The organism is Neolewinella lacunae (genome assembly GCF_014349155.1).
GTDB classification, from domain to species: Bacteria; Bacteroidota; Bacteroidia; order Chitinophagales; family Saprospiraceae; genus Neolewinella; species Neolewinella lacunae.
In genome coordinates this window covers 41,852-59,778 of the sequence record NZ_JACSIT010000149.1, presented here as the reverse complement: position 1 = coordinate 59,778, position 17,927 = coordinate 41,852, and the positions used below count along the sequence as shown (strand labels likewise).

Below are 17,927 nucleotides of genomic sequence, written 5' to 3'. Positions count from 1 at the left end.
GTTAATTAAGCGTTAAGCCTGTTATTGACTACCCCGCAACCCGCCCCACCCTGCTATGAAAACAGTTTACTTCGTTCGCCACGCCAAATCCAATTGGGATCACCCTAACCTGGCGGACCACGACCGGCCCCTCGACACGCGGGGCATCCACGACGCACCGCGTATGGCCCAGCGCCTGCGGGAGCTGGGCGTTTCCCCCGCGGGATTGCTCACCTCCAGCGCCAAGCGCGCGCGCCAAACGGCCCAGGCTTTTCGGGAAGCTTTCGGCCTGCCGGAAGCGGCCGTCCTTACCGAGGCGGAGCTCTACCACGCCTGGCCCGATACGATCGAGGAACACGTGCAAAACCTGCCCGCCGAGTGGGATACGGTCCTGGTCTTTGGCCACAACCCTGGGTATACCGACCTGGCCAATCGCCTCGAACACGACAGCTACATTGGTAACGTCCCAACCTGCGGCATCATCGGAGCTGAGGCCGACGTCCCCAACTGGACGGCCTTCCGCCTGAGCGCGGCGCGGCGCACCGTTTTCCTCTACCCAAAGCAGACGTAGTACGTTGACCCCGGTGGCTTTCGCCCTCCTTTTGTAGTTCTTATGGTTAGCGGCCCTTATCCGGCCCACACCAACATCCTTATATATATGTATCGCATTTTCTGCTTTTCGTTTCTTCTGTTTCAGGCTTGTAGCGACTCCGTCCCCGGAGAGCCGCCGGTTGATCTTGATGCCCTGGCCCCGTTGGTGGCCGATATGCAACTGGCCGAAGGTTTGGCTACGGAAGTGCCCATCATTGTACGGGACTCGATGCGCGAGGTATACTTTGATCGCACCTTAACCGCCTACGGCAGTAACCGGGCGGAATTCGACAGCCTCCTTTGGCTCGTCCGGCAGGAACCCCGTTGGGTGGATTCGCTCTACAGCCGGGTGGGGGTCATCATCAGCCGCCAACAGGCGGAAATAGGGATTGAGTAAAAAGCCCAGCAGTAGCCGGTACGCCGGGCTGATTGGCCCACTAGCACAGTTCGAGACGCACCACGGATTCGACGTGGCTGGTTTGGGGGAACATGTCTACCGCCCGGGCCTTTACTACCCGGTATTTTTCTGCCAGGATGGCGAGGTCACGCGCCTGGGTGGCCGGGTTGCACGAGACGTAGACGATAACGGGGGCGGCCAGTTCCAGCAGCATGGGTAAGACCTTGGGGTGCATGCCCGCCCGGGGAGGGTCGGTGATGAGCACGTCGGGGCGCCCGTGCTCGGCAGCGAACTCGGGCGTGAGGATGTGCTCTACCTGCCCGGCGTACCAGGTACAGTTATCCAGGCCGTTGAGGGCAGCATTTACTTTGGCGTCTTCGATGGCGGCGGCGATTTCTTCGATGCCCACTACCGCGCGTGCGTCTTTGGCCAGGTACTGCCCGATGGAGCCAATACCGGTATAAAGGTCGTATACATTTTCCTGGCCCGTAAGGCCCGCGTACTCCGCCGTGATGTCGTAGAGCCGCTGCCCCTGGCGGGTATTGGTCTGGAAAAAAGACTTGGGGCCGATGTGGAAATTGACGTGACCCAGGTTTTCCACCACCGTTGTCGTACCGGCGAAGTGGACCATTTCCAGGTCCATCATGTATTCATTGATCTTGCCGTTGATGCAGTAGTAAAGGCTGGTCAGGTGCTGGCCGAACCGGGCCATGATGGCGCTTAAGAAGGGCTGGATCCGGGCTTGATCGTCGGTGAAGAATGCCAGGACGAGCATACACTGTCCGGTGGTAGTAGTCCGGATCATGAACTGCCGGAACAGGCCCGTCCGCTCCCGCATGTCGAAGAAAGGAACGCCCATTTCGATGGCGAGCGCCTGGATGCCGTTGCGGAGCAAATTGCTGGGGCCGTGCTGGAGATGACATTCCTCGATCTCGATGAGCTTATCGTAAGCTCCGGCCTTATGAAAACCGATGACGTTGGCTTCGTTGTTCACTTCCGTTCCTACCTCTTCGGCCGTCAGCCAGCGGCGGTTGGCGACTCCGAATTCCAGCTTATTGCGGTAAAAGGACGTCGCTTCGCTACCGAGAATGGGCTCCCACTGCCCTACCTCAATTTTGCCAATGCGGGTGAGGGCATCCCGTACAATCTGGTCTTTCTCCCGCAACTGGCCAGCGTAACTGAAATCTTGCCATTTACATCCCCCACAAACGCCGAAGTGCTGGCAAAAAGGCTCCACCCGGTCTGCGCTCCGCTGCCGCCACTCCAGGGGCGTGGCAAAAAGCAGCTTTTTCCTTTTTTTGAAAGGCCGGACGTCTACTACGTCTCCCGGCACCACTTTCTCGACGAAAACGACTTCGCCAGCGGGGGTTTTGCCTACGCAGAAGCCTTTGTCGGCCAGGCCGGTAATCCGAACTTGATCAATGCGGGCGGGGTAACGGCTGCGGCGGGAACGGGACATGGCGGGGGGCTTGCGGAAATGGAGGGGGCGGCAAAGGTACGTTGGGGGAAGGATTGAAGGATTGAAGGATTGAATAACTGAATAATTGAATAAGCTGCCGCACGGGACAGGCTGCCGCACGGGACAGGCTGCCGCACGGGACAGGCTGCCGCACGGGACAAAGCTGCCGCACGGGACAGGCTGCTGAGCGGGACAAAAGATAACTCTTCGTTTTGAGGATAGTCTTAGGTTGTTCATTTAAGGGTTTTGCCGAACGGAAGTCTCTCCCGCCCCTGGAGGCCCCGCTTACGCAGCGTCGGGTGAAGCCCGGCGTTTTCGTTGTGGGCGGTGAGGTGGGGAGGCATTGAGATAAACAGCCCGCGCAATTCTTTTGGTTGCTTCGTTAAGCCCAGGCCAGAATGATCTTAAAAACTGAGCTTCCGCCGTTGCCAACCAAGCAATAACAACAGGATCGCCATTCCCCAAAACAGCCCTGGCTCGCTCATGCTGCGGATGTCCGCTTCTTCCAGATCGAGGGCTGGATCGGCGTCAAGCGTTTCCGCTTGTTTTCGGCGGAGGGCTTCTTTTTGGGCATCGTTTTCGACAACCAGGAAGGCGGTAGTGGGCATCAGCAGGGCGGCGCGGAAGCTGCCCCGTACTTCGGCCAGCCAGGGGCGGTAGCCTGTTTGGCCAGTCCGCTGGTGGTGGAGATACTGGCCGTACAGCGCCAGGCCAGCCGCCCAGGTTTTGGCAGGCAAGCCATTTGCGGCCAACGGCGCGGCCCCAAGTTGGAGCAATATCGCCGGCTCATTGTTTACCGGTAGCCAGTGGGTTGGTGCGTCCGCATTTGGATAAGCGTAAGCACTCACTACGGCGGGCAGTGTGACCGAATCTTGTTGTTGGCGGGCCGGTTCTTCGACGAGAGAATGCCGCGCAAGGGTTCCTTTCTCCGAGAGGTAGTAAAAATCGTTCCCCGCCGGAAGGGCATGGGCCCAGGCGGAGAAATCGCCGTCCAGAACGGGGCGATTCCATTGGTTGGGGACAACTATGATCTTCCAAAAGGTCGGGGCGGGTGAGGTCTCGGGCACTGTGGCCAGGATTTCCTCCATGGCACGCCGGGCAAAGAAGCCGCCAGTGGGCATTTTTGTCAATGCGCTTTCCCAGTCATCATTATAGGCAAGGTGCTGGGGGTAAGTTCCAGCCAGCGTAATGCGGGGTTGTGGGCTACTGGCAGGAAGCCCGGCTGCAAAAGCTTTGATGCGGGCGACGAGGTCAGCTTCGGTCTCGCGACTTTGCCGAGAGGCATCCACCACGAATTGCACCCCAACCTTCCCCTGCACCTGCGTCAGCGCCGCCTTTTCCGACTGGGACACATAGATAGTTGCCCCCGATTGTGTTCCACCGACTTGGTGCTCCCCCACCCGACCAAGCACCAGCGAAGTTCCAGCGAAGGGCAGCGTGAGCGGCTCCCGGTGCAGGAAGCGCATGCCCGTACGTCGGACCTCGCCCGCTTGAAAGGGGAAGACATTGAAGCAAACTACGTCAGCCGTTTTATAGCGCAGCAGTCCCGGATCGCGGTTCTCATTTACGATATTATTGTAGATCCAGGTCGCTGCCTTCCGCTCGGCCAGTATACCAAATTCCTTACGGTCGCCGACGTACAGGTAATAATCGGCGATGAAAACGCCGGGCGGCAGGCGGAATTCCGTGTGGTATTCCTGCAGGCCGAGCGTGGAATCAGCCGTCAGTTCCAGTTCCACCCAGCTGCTCCATACTTCCTGTTGCGGGTCCCAGGTGGTCTCCACCGTAGTATTCGTAAGGCTTACCTTACCAACGGGTATCCGGGAAACCCCCTGGTTCTCCCAGCCAGATTCACCGAGAAAAATGCGGCGTAGGTCGTTGATTTTAGCGTCGGACAGGGTCAAGTTATCCAGCACCAGCCAACGGTAATAACTGGAAAGATAAGGCGTTCCCGAGCCGAAACGGAAGTCGTTGCGTCGGCCTTTTTGTTCGTCAATACTGCGGAGGACACGGGTGAGCGATTTAGCATCGACCTGTTTCTGGCCAGCTTCCGCTGGCGCGTATACGTAATTAAGGGCCGTATCGAGCGTGCTTTTATCACGCTGGTAATTCAGGGTAATCGTAAGGGGCAGGAATAAAAAAAAGACCACCCCACTCAGCGATAGAAATCGACGGTCGAAGTAACGGTTCAGAAAGCGGAAATCGTCCCGCAAACTAGTGAGCTGGACGGGGAACAAGAGCAAAGGCGTCAACATCAGAAAGCCCAGGCCAAAAACCAGGATGGCCGGAATGGACAAAGGCAAAAACGGCAGGAAGACAACGAAGAAGTAGGCAATGAAGGCCGTTGTGGTTGACTTAGCCAGGAAAAGAAACAGGCGGTAGAGTTTGTTATCGTAGTCGGGCAGGCACAGCAACAAGCCATTGAAGCCAGCGATGAGGTAAAAAAGCGGGTGGCTGAAATCGCCAAAGACGTTCGATCCAGCAAAACCTGGCCCGCCAGGCTTTAGGCTACCGCTATTCACCAACAGCCCCAGCAAGGGGAAGACAATGGCCAGCGGGATCATCCACCAAATCCGGCGTTCGCGAAAGGCCTTTTCCCGGCGGATGGCCAGCAGGTAAAGACCACGTACCAGAAAAAACAGAAAAGCTACGGTAAGCGTGATGAATAAGACGACCAGAATGTGCTCCATGAAACCACTGCTCATCCCGCTAAAAAGCGGAATACCGATCATGGAAACCAGGTAAACCGCCAGTGGAATCACGAAGGCTGCGACGAAATTGGGCCAGATTTTCCGTTGTTCCGCATCAGGCGTCGCATAGTGTACCGCGCCCAGCAGGCAGTAGCCCAGCGTTGGCATGCCAAAGGTGAGAAAATACAGGGCCAAGTCCTCCCCCCCCAGCCAGCGGGGAATATTCCAGGGGACCAGCTGCGATAAGTGGTTAATCCCGAAATACAGATAGCCGACGGTAGTGATGAACAAACCAGCCAACAGGGCAACGGGAACCCGTTTACGTACGGTGTCTAGCCACACCCCAGCCCCGAGTACCCCCGCCAAAAAAAATCCGGTAATGATGGCAAACGTTAACCAAAACGCTTTGTATTCCGGTTCCAGCAAGGACTCGATCAGCGTGTACTGCCGGTAGGCGAGCCAGGAAAAAACCAGCAGTGGGAAGGTATGGACGGCGAACAGCCAGCGGGGGTTAATCAGGGTATTCATGGATGATGGTCAATGGTTGGTTGTCGTTGTGGGTGACGGTAGGAGTTTTTTTAGGTTTCAGGAGCATTTGCGTGAAGCCGCAGGCCATGACCAATACGGAAAAATAGACGAAAGCCCCCTGCATTTCGTGCCAGGTACCCGCCGAAAGCCCATGCGGGCTCATCGAGCCCAGTAGCAGGATGGTCAGGATCCGGGAGAAGTTTGCCAGGATGGTAAGTGGCCAAGCCAGCAACATGGCCAGCCACAGCATTCTCCATTTCCCGTAGCGTTGCAGCAAAAGCCAACTGAAGAGTAAGTAACTGATCAGCAGAAAGTTGAATCCGGAACACGAGGCGTCAATTACCATATTTTCCCCGGCGTGGAAATAGCCCGAGCCTGGTTCCCACAGCCCGGCCGAACCGGTAACGGTGCTGACCAGGGCGTCGGTCGGGGCCAGCAAGAAAAGCAGTTCTTCCGCCGTGGCCGTCTGGTGCCACCACTTCAGGAGCACGAAAACGAGGCCCGCCATCAGGTATTTATTCATGGCACATCATGTCTTGCTGTTTGCAATGCCAAAGATAAGTAAAATACATAGTACTTTGAAAATTAAAGTTTCTAACCCCATAAAATCTTTTGCCGTGGCAGGGTTCTGGCTACTGTTCGTCAGACCGCCGAAAGCAGCCCCGTAGCGCGTCGTGCCGTTTATTTGGGCGCGGGCGCAGGTGCAGAGGATGGTCTTTAAAAAGCAGTGGAAGTTCCCGGGGGATAATGAGACCGGGCCACTTTGCGTCTTACGCCAACTATGAACTACAACTTACCCAGGCGTTCAAGCAGTTCCTCCGCTTCAGCGGGACTGAGGCTGAGGGTGGTAAAGTCTCCCTCGACGGTTTCGGGGCGGGGCTGGAGCCGCGAAAAATGCTCGGTAAACACCTGGCTGCGTAGGTAAGCGCGGGCGGGCGTCTGCGTAAAGTCGTACACTTTTTCGGTGAGGGTATGCGTGGGGTCGGAGCTCCAGTCCAGCTCGCGGGCTTTGAGGACTTCTCCGTCGGAGCCAAGGAGACGGTAGGTGCGGCCGTAGCCGTACTCTCCGGTTTCGTAACTGGTGATGCGCAACAATTGGGTGCCGAGGGAGTAGGTGGTGCGGGTGATGTCGGCATCGCCTACCGACTCGGTGGTTTCCGTTTCTTTTTCCCAGCGGCTGAGTTCGTAGCGGCCGAAGTGGGCGATGTCAATGAGGCCCTCCTTCGACTGCGGGGTGCCTTTTGCTTCGCCCTGGCGGCGGACGGCCCCGCCAAAGACCCAGCCCGTTTGGTCCTTTTTGGTGGTGACTTTCAGCCAGGGTTCGTCGTAGGTCTGGCCGCGGAGCGCAATCTTTTCGGTGAAGTCCGTCTTTTCACCGTGGAAGATCAGGGCATCGTTGACCTGGAGGGTGGCCACAACGGGGCTGGAGGTCTTGGGCGCTTCGCGGAGGTTGAGGTCATCGACCCAGGCGAAGAGGATTTCGGGCTCGGGGGCGCTGGGCTGGTTGCGCGGGGGTTCGGGGAGAGCGGGCTGGCTGGCAGCGGCCGGATCGGGCTGGCTCCCGCAGGCCAGGCAAAACAGGAGAGTAAAGAAAAGTGGGGAGAATAACGCTTTCATGCTCCAAAGATAGTGGCTTAGCCAGGGTTTAGCCCCCTGCCGCCGGAAGGGTTGCTGGAGAGGGGGGAAGGAAATGGCTGGCCCCTTCCCTGCTCGGAGTCCATACTCCCCCCATTGGGGGGTCGGGGGGGAGCACCTGCGGCCGCGCCCTAAAACACGAAGGGCCGCAGGTAGGCATAGCTCTGGCGCAGGGCCGCCTGCCGCTTGCTGAGGCTGCCCTCGAAGGTACGGTCTTCGACCTCTACGCATACGGCCCCGTCGTAGCCCGTTTCCCGCAAATAGCCTACGAAGCGGCCCCAGTCCACGTCGCCCAGCCCCGGAATTTTGGGCGTATGCCAGAGGTTGGGGTGGCTGAAAACGCCGTGGTGGTTGCGCTTTTCGACGTCGATGCGGGCGTCTTTGGCGTGGATGTGGATCATCCGCTCAGGGTACTGCCGGAAGGGCAGCGTGTAATCCATGTGTTGCAAAATGAAGTGGCTGGGGTCGTAGTTGAGCCCCCAGTGGGCGTCCGGGATATCGGCCCACATGCGTTCCCAAACGGCGGGGGAAATGGCCAGGTTGGTCCCGCCGGGCCACTCGTCTTTGGTGAAGCGCATGGGGCAGTTTTCGATGCCGATGCGTACGTTTTTAGCCGCCGCGTGGGCCACGATGGGCCGCCAGGTGGCCAGAAAGCGCGGCCACTGCGCTTCGATCGTGCGGTCTTTGTCGCGCCCCACGAAAGTGGTGACGCAGAAGACCTCCAGCGCCGCAGCGGCATCAATGAGCGCCCGCAGGTGGTCGGTATAGACTTTGGCCTCCGCCTCATCGGCCACCAGGGGGTTGGGGTAATAGCCCAGGGCGCTGATGCGAACGCCGTACTGTTGCTGAAGGTCTTGGATGCGGGAAATTTCCGCCGTCGTCAGGGTATCCACGTTGAGGTGGGTAACGCCCGCGTAGCGCCGCTCGGCCTTGCCCGGGGGCCAGCACATGACTTCCAGGCAGTCGTATCCGACGGAGGCGGCAAAAGCCAGGTTTTCTTCCAGGGTGAGTTCGGGGAGGATGGCGCTTACGTAGCCGAGTTGCATGACGGGGGGAGCTTAGTGATTGGCGGCTAAGTTAGGCTTCTGGACGAAGGGCCCCAAAAAAGCTTACACCTTCTTCCGCTCCCAGTAGTTCTGCTCCTCGGTTTCGGCCAGAAGCGTGAGGTAGCTGTTGTAGCGCAGGTCCGTCACCCGGTCATCTTCAGCGGCCACCGAGGCAATGACGGCGCAACCGGGCTCTCCCTTGTGAAGGCAGGCCCCGCCGAAACGACACTCCGGGCTCAGCGCAAAAATTTCCCGGAAGTAATAGGCCACCTCGATGGGCTTAAGGTAGTTGAAAGAGAGATTCTTGATGCCCGGCGGATCGATGATTTCCCCGCCGAATGGCAACTGAAACAACTCAGCAAAGGTGGTGGTGTGCTGGCCTTTGCCGGTGTAGTCAGAGAGTTCGCCCGTACGCAAATCCAGCTCGGGGGCAACGGCATTGACGAGGGTGGATTTCCCGACGCCCGACTGCCCGCTGATGAGGCTGCGCTTGCCCCGGAGGAGTTCCCGGAATGCTGCGATGCCCGTGCCTTCCTGCGCCGAGACCAGCAGTACCTCGTAGCCGATGGCCGTGTAGATATCGGCCACTACCTCAAAAGTGGCCATGGCGTTCTCGTCGTAGAGGTCGGCCTTGTTAAAAACAATCGTGGTGGGGATGCCGAAAGGCTCCGTCATGAGCAAAAAGCGATCGATGAAGCCCAGCTTTAAGTCGGGAAAAACCACCGTAACGATCAGTACCGCCTGGTCGATGTTGGAGGCCAGGAGGTGAAGTTCGTGCTTTTTTCTTGGGCTTTGGCGGACGACGTAGTTGCGCCGCTCCTCGATTTCCCGGATGGCACCGGTTTCAGCGTCGCCCGTATTCTCGATGGAGACGGCTACGCGGTCGCCGACGGCGATGGGGTTGGTAAGCTGCTTATCCTCCAGGCGGAAGCGGCCAGCCACGCGACAGCGCAGGACCACATCCCCCGCCGGGCTGGGCTCATCGAGCAGGACGTCGTACCAGCTGCCAGTAGATTTCGTAACGGTGCCTTTTTGCATACGTAAAGGTAAAGTTACGGAGTGGGGACAAAGTTGCACACCCCTCGACGAAAGCAGCTCCCCCCTGCCGCCGGAACTGGCGGGCGGTCAGCACTTCCCTCCCCCCAAATTCTTCCATGTCCTTTCCAGCACTTATCTTGGATCATTCTCCTCTCCCACCAAAAAACGATCATGACCAAAGACCATCATTACCAGATCAAGACCGAATGGACCGGCAATCGCGGCTCGGGCACGCTCGACTACCGCGCCTATTCCCGCGATCACCTCATCTCCGCTCCCGGCAAGACCGAGGCCATCAAGGCTTCTTCCGACCCCAGCTTCCGCGGCGATAAAAAACGCTACAACCCCGAAGAGCTTTTCCTGGCTTCCCTCTCCACCTGCCACATGCTCTGGTACTTACACCTCGCTTCCGCCAGCGGCATTACCGTGCTGGAATACGTCGACCAGGCCGAAGGAACGATGAGCGAAACCGAAGACGGGGGCGGACGCTTCACCGCAGTTACCCTGCGCCCCCACATCGTCATCGCCCAGGCCGCAAGTGTTGAGGCCGCCCGGCAACTGCACCACGCGGCGGGAGAAAAGTGCTTCATCGCCAACTCCGTAACGGTAAAAATCTCCTACGCCAGTGAGATTTCAGTGGGCTGAAGCCAGGATTTTCCTTTCGCTCAGGCACAAAAAAAGAGGCAACGCAGTTGCCTCCCAATAACCCCAAAAAACCAAATGAAAACTAAAATTTGCCTTGAAGAGCGGTATATACTACCGCTTTCTGCGCTGTTAAGGTATTATTAATTTATTTACCAACAAGCAAAACGGTAAAATTTTTTTTCGCCGGCGGCGTTTCGCCCCTCTTTTACCCCGCCACCGGGCAGATTCCCGCCCGGTGCGCAACGAATGTAGGCGGCGCGTGTTACCTTTGCCACCATGGCTGCACCACGAATTATTGACGGCATAATTATTGCGCTCGCTCCGCGTCCGTAGGTATGCTGCTGTAGTTCCACAGCCCAAAAGCTCCGACGGACCCGTTTCCGCCGGAGCTTTTTTGTTCCACTTTACGCCGGGTTTTGCCCGCCTTACGCCACTTTTTTACCATGATCTACGCAGAGCATAAACAGCTGAACCTCCCGGCCATCGATCAGGAAATCCTGGCCTTCTGGGAACGGGAAAACATCTTCGCCCGCAGCATCGAGGAGCGGGATCCCGCCAACGCGTTCGTGTTTTACGAAGGCCCACCCTCGGCCAACGGCCTGCCGGGCATCCACCACGTCATGGCCCGCACCATCAAAGACATTTTCTGCCGCTACCAGACCCTACAGGGCAAGCGCGTGGAACGCAAGGGCGGCTGGGACACCCACGGCCTCCCCATCGAGCTGAAAGTAGAGTCGGAACTGGGCATCACCAAGGAAGACATCGGCGTCAAGATTTCCGTAGATGAGTACAACCGCGCCTGCCGCGAAACCGTCATGCGCTACAAAGATGTCTGGGACGACGTTACCCGCAAGATGGGCTACTGGGTAGACCTCGAAAACCCCTACATCACCTACGAAAATGAGTACATGGAGTCCGTCTGGTGGCTCCTCAAGCGCATCTACGATAAGGGCCTGATGTACAAAGGTTACACCATCCAGCCCTATTCGCCCGCCGCAGGTACTGGCCTGAGTTCCCACGAACTCAACATGCCGGGAGCCTACCAGGATGTGACCGACACTACCGTGGTGGCCATGTTCAAGACCCAGCGGGACACTGCTTCGGAGTGGCTCTTTACCCTGCCCGTAGCGCCCCCCGCTGCGGAAGAGGACGGGGGCGCGGCCGCAGGTGCAATGGGAAGTCCAGACAGCAAGGAAGTCCACATCATCGCCTGGACCACTACGCCCTGGACCCTCCCCAGCAACACCGCCCTTACCGTTGGCCCCGATATTGCGTACGTCAAAGTACGCACCAGAAATGCCTACACCGGCGCACCCAACGATGTCGTCCTGGCCGCCGCCCTGGTGGGCAACTGGTTCGGTGGACACAACCAGCCGACGGTGGAGGCCATCTCCGCTCCTTTCCCCGGCAGCCAACTCGCCGGTATCCGCTACGACCAGTTGCTGGCCGGGCCCACCCCCACCGACGGCGACGCCTTCCGCGTCATCACCGGGGCCTTCGTCACTACCGACGCCGGCACGGGCATCGTCCATACCGCCCCCAGCTTCGGGCAAGACGATATGGCCGTCGGGAAAGCCAACGGCATCGGCTCGCTAACGCTGGTGGACAAACAGGGCAAGTTTACTGACGAGGCCGGAGCGTTTGCGGGCCGCTACGTTAAAAACTACAAAGACGAAAGCGATTACGTCGACGTCAATGTCGACATCGCCATCCACCTCAAAAAAGCTGGCCTGGCCTTCAACGTCGCCAAGTACAACCACAGCTACCCCCACTGCTGGCGCACGGATAAGCCCATCCTCTACTACCCCCTCGATAGCTGGTTCATCCGCTCCAGCTCCCTGCGCGACCGCATGGCCGAGCTCAACGAGACCATCAACTGGCAACCCGAATCCACCGGCACCGGTCGCTTCGGCAAGTGGTTGGAAAATCTCCAGGACTGGAACCTGAGCCGCTCCCGCTACTGGGGCATTCCCCTGCCCATCTGGCGCAGTGAATGCGGCACCGAAGAAATCTGCATCGGCTCCGTCGCCGAACTCGCCGCCGCCATCGAAGTAGCCAACGCCGAACTGGGCCTGGCACAATCCGTCCCCGCCGACCTCCACCGCCCTTACATCGACGAAATCGTCCTCTGGCAAAACGGCAAAAAACTGGTCCGCGAACTGGACCTGATCGACGTCTGGTTTGACAGTGGCGCGATGCCGTACGCGCAGTGGCATTTCCCCTTTGAGAACGAAGAGAAATTCGCGCGGGCCTTCCCGGCGGATTTCATCGCCGAGGGCGTAGACCAAACCCGCGGCTGGTTCTACACCCTGCATGCCATCGCTACGATGGCCTTCGATTCGGTGGCCTTCAAAAACGTCGTCTCCAACGGCCTGGTGCTGGATAAAGACGGCAAAAAGATGTCCAAGCGCCTCGGCAACGCCGTCGATCCGTTCCAGACCATCGCCAACTACGGGGCCGACGCCACCCGTTGGTACATGATCAGCAACGCCAACCCCTGGGATAATCTTCGCTTCAATGAAGAAGGCATCCAGGAAGTACGGCGCGTCTTCTTCGGCACCTTGTTCAATACCTACGGCTTTTTCGCGCTCTACGCCAACATCGATGGCTACGATCCGCTGCAAGACCAGCCCGTTGAACACCAGGACCTCGCCGAGATCGACCGCTGGATCATCAGCCGTCTGAACTCCCTGACCCATGAGGTATCGGCCCTCTACGCCGCTTACGACGCCACGCCGGCCTGCCGGGCAATCGATAATTTCGTCAACGCCGAACTCTCCAACTGGTACGTGCGCCAGTGCCGCCGCCGCTTCTGGCGCGGGGAAATGACGACGGATAAACGCGCCGCCTACCAGACCCTGCACACCTGCCTGCTGCGGGTGGCCCAGCTCATGTCTCCCGTTGCACCGTTCTTTGCCGACTGGCTCTACCGCAACCTGACGGGCGCGGCTGCAGGATCGAAGCAAGGTAAGGGCACTGCGGATTCCGTCCACCTCAGCCTCCTGCCCCCCGCCGATCCCGCCTTGATCGATCAGGACCTGGAAGTGCGCATGGATTACGCCCAACGCCTCAGCTCCCTCACCCTGTCGTTGCGCAAGGCCGAGAACCTGCGCGTGCGCCAGCCCCTCCAGAAAATCCTCGTCCCCGCCCTTACCGAAGACTTCCGCCGCCACATAGCCGCGGTAGCCGACATCGTCAAAAGCGAAGTGAACATCAAAGCCGTCGAATTCCTGACCGACGGCAACTTCCTCCGCAAAAGCATCAAGCCCGACTTCCGTACCCTGGGCAAGCGCCTCGGCAAGCAAATGAAGGACGCCGCCACCGTCATCTCCGCCATGACGGCTGAAGACATCGCCACACTGGAACATTCCGGAGCCTTCGTCTTCACCCTGGGCAGCGAAGAAGTAGCCATCACCTTAGACGACGTGACGATCAGCACCGAAGACATCCCCGGCTGGAAAGTTGCTACCGACGGAGAACTCACCGTGGCCCTCGACGTAACGGTAACGCCCGAACTGGCCCGCGAAGGAATCGCCCGCGAACTGGTCAACCGCATCCAGAATCTGCGCAAAGACCAGGGCTTTGAGGTAACCGATCGCATTCGGGTCCGCCTGGCCGGCACGCCCGCCGTCCTGGAAGCCGCTACCGCCTTCGAAGCCTACCTGGCCGGTGAAGTACTGGCCGATCAGCTGGAATGCACCACCGATCTTCCCGGCGAAAGCCTGGAACTGCCCGGCGGGGAGACCGTCGTATTGGTAGTAGAAAAGGTGTAGAACCAGCGCGCGCCCTTACTTCCGCGTGAAAGGCATGGCCAGCGGCCCGGTGAATTCGAGGCTGGTGAACGTGAGGTCCAGCTCGGCCCGGCCCGTAGCGGCAGCATCAATCACCACGGTGCGTTCGTGGGCGAAGTCGCTCTGCCCCCCGGGCGCGGCAACGGCCTGAAAGCCGGCGTTCTGGATGGAGAGTTTCCGGTTCTGCCCCAGCTCCGTGAGGTGCATTTCCAGCAGGCGAAAGCCTCGGCCATCCACCAGGTGTTCCGTTGCGAAGCGGGTGTCTTTGCCCGTCAGGCGGTACTGCTCGCCTTCGGCCGCCAGGGTCAGATCGCGGGAAAAGAATACGGCGTTGCCCAGCACGATTTCCTGCAAAAGGTCGAAGCGGGCCGGGATTTTATACTTCTGCTCCAGGTAACTGAGTGGCTCGGCCGTGTAATCCCCGTTGAGGCGATTGACCACGAAAAAGGAGTCGGGCCGAATCAGCGCGCGCGCTCCCTCGAAGCCAAATTTTTTCACGCTCATCCAGATGGCGCGGTCTTTTTCCAGCCGAATAACTGCCGTGCCGCCGATGTTGAGGTCGCGGCTCTTGACCTCCACGCGGGCTTTCCCTTCCAGGTATTGGGTGCTGAAAGCCCCGTCTTCGAGGCCTTTGATGACCCGGGCGGCTTTATTGGTGGTGGTCAGGCCATCCCGGCCATCGGCGCCACCCGTGGTCTTTTTGCCGCAAGTAGCGAAGAGCAAAACCAGGAGGGATAAGAGGAAAAAAGTACGCATAGCAGTAGGAGATGGAACGACCGGGGCGCGGCCGCAGGATGCAAGGTCATGGATCGAGGAGCAAGGCGCATGGCAGGCAAATGTCCGGGGGCTTGGATCATTCTGGTGGATTCAGCTGATCGCTGACCGATTGGGGATGGTCTTTTTTCCTGCCTGCGTCTTCGGGCCGATGGCTCAACTCCCCACCCGCGAGAGTTTTTGGCTCAGGTTTCCGGATTTGCTGCCGGCGGCCCGGGCGCTGGCGTAAGACCTGGCGGCTGCGGCCTTGTCTCCGGCGGCGGCTTGGGCATCCCCCAGTTTTTCCAGGAGCAGGGCATTGGTTCCTGCGCTGGCGGCGGCGGCGCTGAGGGCAGAGAGGCGATCCCCCGCCGCCCAGAGTTTGCCCAGCGGTCCGTCGCTGCCACCGGGCAATTGGGCCAGGTTGAGTTTGGCGGAAGTATCTCCCGCTTCGAGGCCGGCGATGGCTTCCTGGAGGGTGGCCAGGGCGGCGTTGGCTTCGGGCTGCCCGCTCACCATCAGTTGGGCCTGGCGGAGGAGGGCGTCGGCAGCAGCAAAGTCGGCCCGCAACACTTCCCCCAGCGCGTAGTGCACGTAGATGGCCGGACGGTTGGGGTAGATGTCAAGCGCTTCTTCGGCGTACTTGCGCAGCGCCGTGATCTGGTTATCGAGGTAGAGAGCGGCCAGGAGTTGTTCCCAGACGGGATAAACGGTATCGTCGAGGGCCAGCGTAGCGCGGTAAGCCTCGGCGGCGGCGGTGTACTGGCCGGTGTGGAAGTAGAGGTCTCCCTGGAGGGCTGCGGCCTTGGCTTCGTCGGGGTGCACGCGGCGGAGTTCCGTGGCCAGTCCCATTGCTCGTTGTCCGAGCCCCGCATCCTGCGTCCGCGCCACCTCCTGCACCAGTGGTAGGAGTTTGCCGATTTTCAGGTCGATGTCAATGTCGCTGCGCCCCAGCAATTCCAGCAGCTGACCGTCGCTGTCGGTCACCGTTGCGGGGCCGGCCGCATCCTGTAAGGCGAGCTGGGCACGGACGTCGGCGGGCTGGGCAGCCAAAATGTTTTGGTACACCTTTCGGGCCTTGTCCGTTTCGCCCTGGCTGGCGTAGTAGCCCGCCAGCAAATGCTGGTATTCGAGGACTTCGGGGCGGGCAGCCACCAGGTCGAGCAGTTCTTTCTCCGCCCGTTTTTGGTCGCCTTGCCCGAGGTAGAGGGCGTGCTTGCGGCGACTGAGTTCCGCATTGGTGCCGATGCGTTTTTCGAGCTCGTTGTAGGTGGCTACCGCTCCTTTAAGGTCCTGGGCCCGGACCAGAAACGCCGCTTTTTCGAGGTAATAATCTTCGTTGCCCGGGTTCATGCGGATCAGTTCTGTAAAAAGCTCGGCCCCTTCGCGGTGGCGGCCACTGGCTTCGTAGAGTTCCGCCAGGAAGGCCGCGTAGACCTCGTTGGGTCGCGTAGCGTATGCCTTGCGGAGGTGGTCAATGGCCTCGGGCGTAGCGCCGGCCGCAAAGTGCAGGCGCCCCAGCTCAAACTGGATAGCGTCATTCTCCGGTTCCTCCTCCGCCAGGGTGGTAAACAGCCCGATGGCCTCGGTCGTCTTGCCCAGCAGGGCTTCCTGCTTGGCTTCAATGAAGCGGGTTTGTTTCTTCAGCCCGCCTTCGGTGAGGGGGCCGGTTTGGGCACCCAGACTGGCGGCGAATAAGACGGTGCAGAGGAGGAGGACGTTGCGCATGGCGAACGGGGATGAGGTTGGCGGATGAGGCCAGTGTGGGCGCACCTCGCAAATAATGGAGGGCACGCCAACTGCCGGCGTTCTTAGTTAACGCGCGGAGGGCGTGGACGTTGCGTAGGGGGGCAGACTTTTCCGCCTTCCTGCCCCAACGCCATTTCTCTATTCGTCGCCGGATCGCTCGCCCCGCAGACGGCCTAATCCACGATCGTGATCTTCATCATGTTCGTCCGCCGCCGCATCTCCAGGGGCATGGAACCGGTATTGACCAGCAGGTCGCCCTCCACTACGTGGCCGTTGTCCTTCAGGATCTGGGTGACGTCCTTTACCGTCTGGTCGGTGCTGGTGTAGTTGTCGTAGTGGTAGCAGCGCACGCCCCAGCACAGGTTAAGGGTGTTGAGCATGGGGTGCAGGTCGCTGAAGATGTAAATTTTCGCCTTGGGGCGGAAGCTGGAGAGCTTGAAGGCGGTATAACCGGAGCGGGTCATGCCGACGATGCCGCGGGCCCCGACATTCTGGGCGGTCCAGGCGGCAGCAGAACACACGACGTCGCTGATGAAGGTGCCGCTTTTCTCGTTAGACTTCGGTCTTTTTACCCCAATTTCGTAGATCTTTTCCGCTTCGTGGATGATGGCGTTCATGGCCTTGACCACCAGGGCGGGATGGCGGCCCACGCTGGTTTCGCCGGAGAGCATCACCGCGTCGGTGCCGTCCAGTACGGCGTTGGCTACGTCGGTTACCTCAGCCCGGGTGGGGCTGGGGTTGTTGATCATGGAGTCCATCATCTGGGTAGCGACGATGACGGGGCGGGCCCGCTGGATGCACTTGCGGATGATTTCCTTCTGGATGATGGGCAGGCGCTCCATCGGGACCTCTATGCCGAGGTCGCCCCGGGCCACCATGATGGCGTTGGAGTGCTTGATGATCTTATCGATGTTCTCGATGGCCTCGGGCTTTTCGATCTTGGAGATGATCTTGGCCGGGTGGCCAGCGGCGTCGATGTGAGCCCGCAGTTCTTTGAGGTCTTTGGGGTGGCGGACAAAACTGAGCGCGATCCAGTTGACGGGCTGGGTGAGGATGTACTCCAGGTCCCGCATGTCTTTTTCCGTCAGGCTGGGCAGACTGATTTTTGTGTTGGGCAGGTTAACGCCCTTGTTGGATTTGAGGACACCGCCAAAAAGGGTCTTCAGTTTTACGGTGTCTTTGCCGTTGGTTTCCACTACTTCGAAGACGAGGGTACCATCGTCCACCAGCACGCGCTCGCCCACCGTCACGTCTTGCGCAAACTCGGGGTAGCTCATGTAGATGCGTTCGGCGTTGCCCACGCACTTGGTATTGGTGAAGGTGATGATTTGTCCTTCGGCAACGGGCAGGCCCTCGCCTTCCATCTTACCGACGCGGAGTTTGGGGCCCTGCAAGTCCGCCAGAATACTGACGTGGGTATCCAGCTCTTTGTTGAGCTGAACGATGTGCTGGATGATTTGTCCGTGTACCTCGTGCTCCCCGTGGCTGAAGTTGAGCCGGAACACATCGACACCGGCAATGATGAGCGATTTCAGGCCTTCGTAAGAGCTACAGGCGGGGCCAACGGTGGCAACGATTTTCGTGTTCTGGTGATCCTGAGTTTTCAGCATGGCGGGGGGGATAGTG

General features: G+C 59.4%; 13 protein-coding genes. 4 read left to right on the top strand and 9 right to left on the bottom strand.

From position 1 onward, the window contains the following. Window positions 1-55 precede the first annotated feature (55 nt). On the top strand, window positions 56-550 hold the full coding sequence (locus H9S92_RS18285) for a SixA phosphatase family protein (RefSeq protein WP_187468145.1): 495 nt from the start codon (window positions 56-58) through the stop codon (window positions 548-550). An 87-nt stretch (window positions 551-637) separates the two neighbouring features. Next, window positions 638-967, top strand: coding sequence for a hypothetical protein (locus tag H9S92_RS18280; protein ID WP_187468144.1), 330 nt, complete (start codon window positions 638-640; stop codon window positions 965-967). A gap of 40 nt (window positions 968-1,007) precedes the next feature. On the opposite strand, the gene rlmD is transcribed toward H9S92_RS18280, so the two are convergent. From rlmD to rsgA, 6 genes are all read right to left on the bottom strand, one after another. After that, complete coding sequence (rlmD, locus tag H9S92_RS18275) at window positions 1,008-2,426, bottom strand: 23S rRNA (uracil(1939)-C(5))-methyltransferase RlmD (protein WP_187468143.1); 1,419 nt, start codon at window positions 2,424-2,426, stop codon at window positions 1,008-1,010. Window positions 2,427-2,830: 404 nt separating this feature from the next. Next, window positions 2,831-5,644, bottom strand: a complete 2,814-nt coding sequence (locus H9S92_RS18270; RefSeq protein ID WP_187468142.1) for an MSEP-CTERM sorting domain-containing protein — start codon at window positions 5,642-5,644, stop codon at window positions 2,831-2,833. Continuing rightward, window positions 5,628-6,167: an exosortase K gene (gene xrtK / locus H9S92_RS18265; protein ID WP_187468141.1), complete on the bottom strand. Its 540-nt coding sequence runs from the start codon at window positions 6,165-6,167 to the stop codon at window positions 5,628-5,630. The genes H9S92_RS18270 and xrtK overlap by 17 nt, the downstream gene beginning before the upstream one ends. A 263-nt stretch (window positions 6,168-6,430) precedes the next feature. After that, window positions 6,431-7,261 (bottom strand): SH3 domain-containing protein, encoded by an 831-nt coding sequence (locus H9S92_RS18260; RefSeq protein ID WP_187468140.1) that lies wholly within the window; start codon window positions 7,259-7,261, stop codon window positions 6,431-6,433. Window positions 7,262-7,410: 149 nt separating this feature from the next. Beyond that, window positions 7,411-8,325: a sugar phosphate isomerase/epimerase family protein gene (locus H9S92_RS18255; protein ID WP_187468139.1), complete on the bottom strand. Its 915-nt coding sequence runs from the start codon at window positions 8,323-8,325 to the stop codon at window positions 7,411-7,413. Between the two features lie 63 nt (window positions 8,326-8,388). Continuing rightward, window positions 8,389-9,363, bottom strand: coding sequence for a ribosome small subunit-dependent GTPase A (gene rsgA, locus H9S92_RS18250; RefSeq protein WP_187468138.1), 975 nt, complete (start codon window positions 9,361-9,363; stop codon window positions 8,389-8,391). A gap of 171 nt (window positions 9,364-9,534) precedes the next feature. On the opposite strand from rsgA, the gene H9S92_RS18245 reads away from it, so the two are divergent. Next, window positions 9,535-10,008 carry an OsmC family protein gene (locus H9S92_RS18245; RefSeq protein WP_187468137.1) on the top strand — a complete coding sequence of 158 codons (474 nt, stop codon included), beginning with the start codon at window positions 9,535-9,537 and terminating at the stop codon, window positions 10,006-10,008. 443 nt (window positions 10,009-10,451) lie between these two features. Continuing rightward, window positions 10,452-13,781 carry an isoleucine--tRNA ligase gene (gene ileS, locus H9S92_RS18240; protein WP_187468136.1) on the top strand — a complete coding sequence of 1,110 codons (3,330 nt, stop codon included), beginning with the start codon at window positions 10,452-10,454 and terminating at the stop codon, window positions 13,779-13,781. A 15-nt stretch (window positions 13,782-13,796) separates the two neighbouring features. Here ileS and H9S92_RS18235 read toward each other — a convergent pair whose 3' ends face one another. The 3 genes from H9S92_RS18235 to pyk all read right to left on the bottom strand — a co-directional run bounded on the left by H9S92_RS18235 (window position 13,797) and on the right by pyk (window position 17,908). Continuing rightward, window positions 13,797-14,555, bottom strand: a complete 759-nt coding sequence (locus tag H9S92_RS18235; RefSeq protein WP_187468135.1) for a DUF4292 domain-containing protein — start codon at window positions 14,553-14,555, stop codon at window positions 13,797-13,799. A gap of 174 nt (window positions 14,556-14,729) precedes the next feature. Further along, the gene (locus H9S92_RS18230) at window positions 14,730-16,280 is read right to left on the bottom strand and encodes a tetratricopeptide repeat protein (RefSeq protein WP_187468134.1); all 1,551 of its coding nucleotides are present in this window, start codon (window positions 16,278-16,280) and stop codon (window positions 14,730-14,732) included. A 194-nt stretch (window positions 16,281-16,474) separates the two neighbouring features. Further along, window positions 16,475-17,908, bottom strand: coding sequence for a pyruvate kinase (gene pyk, locus H9S92_RS18225; protein ID WP_222936170.1), 1,434 nt, complete (start codon window positions 17,906-17,908; stop codon window positions 16,475-16,477). Window positions 17,909-17,927: the final 19 nt, after the last annotated feature.

Excerpts from the sequence above, each read along its gene's own strand:
- H9S92_RS18285 (WP_187468145.1), top strand. The coding sequence starts at position 56 with ATGAAAACAGTTTACTTCGTTCGCCACGCCAAATCCAATTGGGATCAC.
- H9S92_RS18280 (WP_187468144.1), top strand. The coding sequence starts at position 638 with ATGTATCGCATTTTCTGCTTTTCGTTTCTTCTGTTTCAGGCTTGTAGC.
- rlmD (WP_187468143.1), bottom strand. The coding sequence starts at position 2,426 with ATGTCCCGTTCCCGCCGCAGCCGTTACCCCGCCCGCATTGATCAAGTT.
- H9S92_RS18270 (WP_187468142.1), bottom strand. The coding sequence starts at position 5,644 with ATGAATACCCTGATTAACCCCCGCTGGCTGTTCGCCGTCCATACCTTC.
- xrtK (WP_187468141.1), bottom strand. The coding sequence starts at position 6,167 with ATGAATAAATACCTGATGGCGGGCCTCGTTTTCGTGCTCCTGAAGTGG.
- H9S92_RS18260 (WP_187468140.1), bottom strand. The coding sequence starts at position 7,261 with ATGAAAGCGTTATTCTCCCCACTTTTCTTTACTCTCCTGTTTTGCCTG.
- H9S92_RS18255 (WP_187468139.1), bottom strand. The coding sequence starts at position 8,325 with ATGCAACTCGGCTACGTAAGCGCCATCCTCCCCGAACTCACCCTGGAA.
- rsgA (WP_187468138.1), bottom strand. The coding sequence starts at position 9,363 with ATGCAAAAAGGCACCGTTACGAAATCTACTGGCAGCTGGTACGACGTC.
- H9S92_RS18245 (WP_187468137.1), top strand. The coding sequence starts at position 9,535 with ATGACCAAAGACCATCATTACCAGATCAAGACCGAATGGACCGGCAAT.
- ileS (WP_187468136.1), top strand. The coding sequence starts at position 10,452 with ATGATCTACGCAGAGCATAAACAGCTGAACCTCCCGGCCATCGATCAG.
- H9S92_RS18235 (WP_187468135.1), bottom strand. The coding sequence starts at position 14,555 with ATGCGTACTTTTTTCCTCTTATCCCTCCTGGTTTTGCTCTTCGCTACT.
- H9S92_RS18230 (WP_187468134.1), bottom strand. The coding sequence starts at position 16,280 with ATGCGCAACGTCCTCCTCCTCTGCACCGTCTTATTCGCCGCCAGTCTG.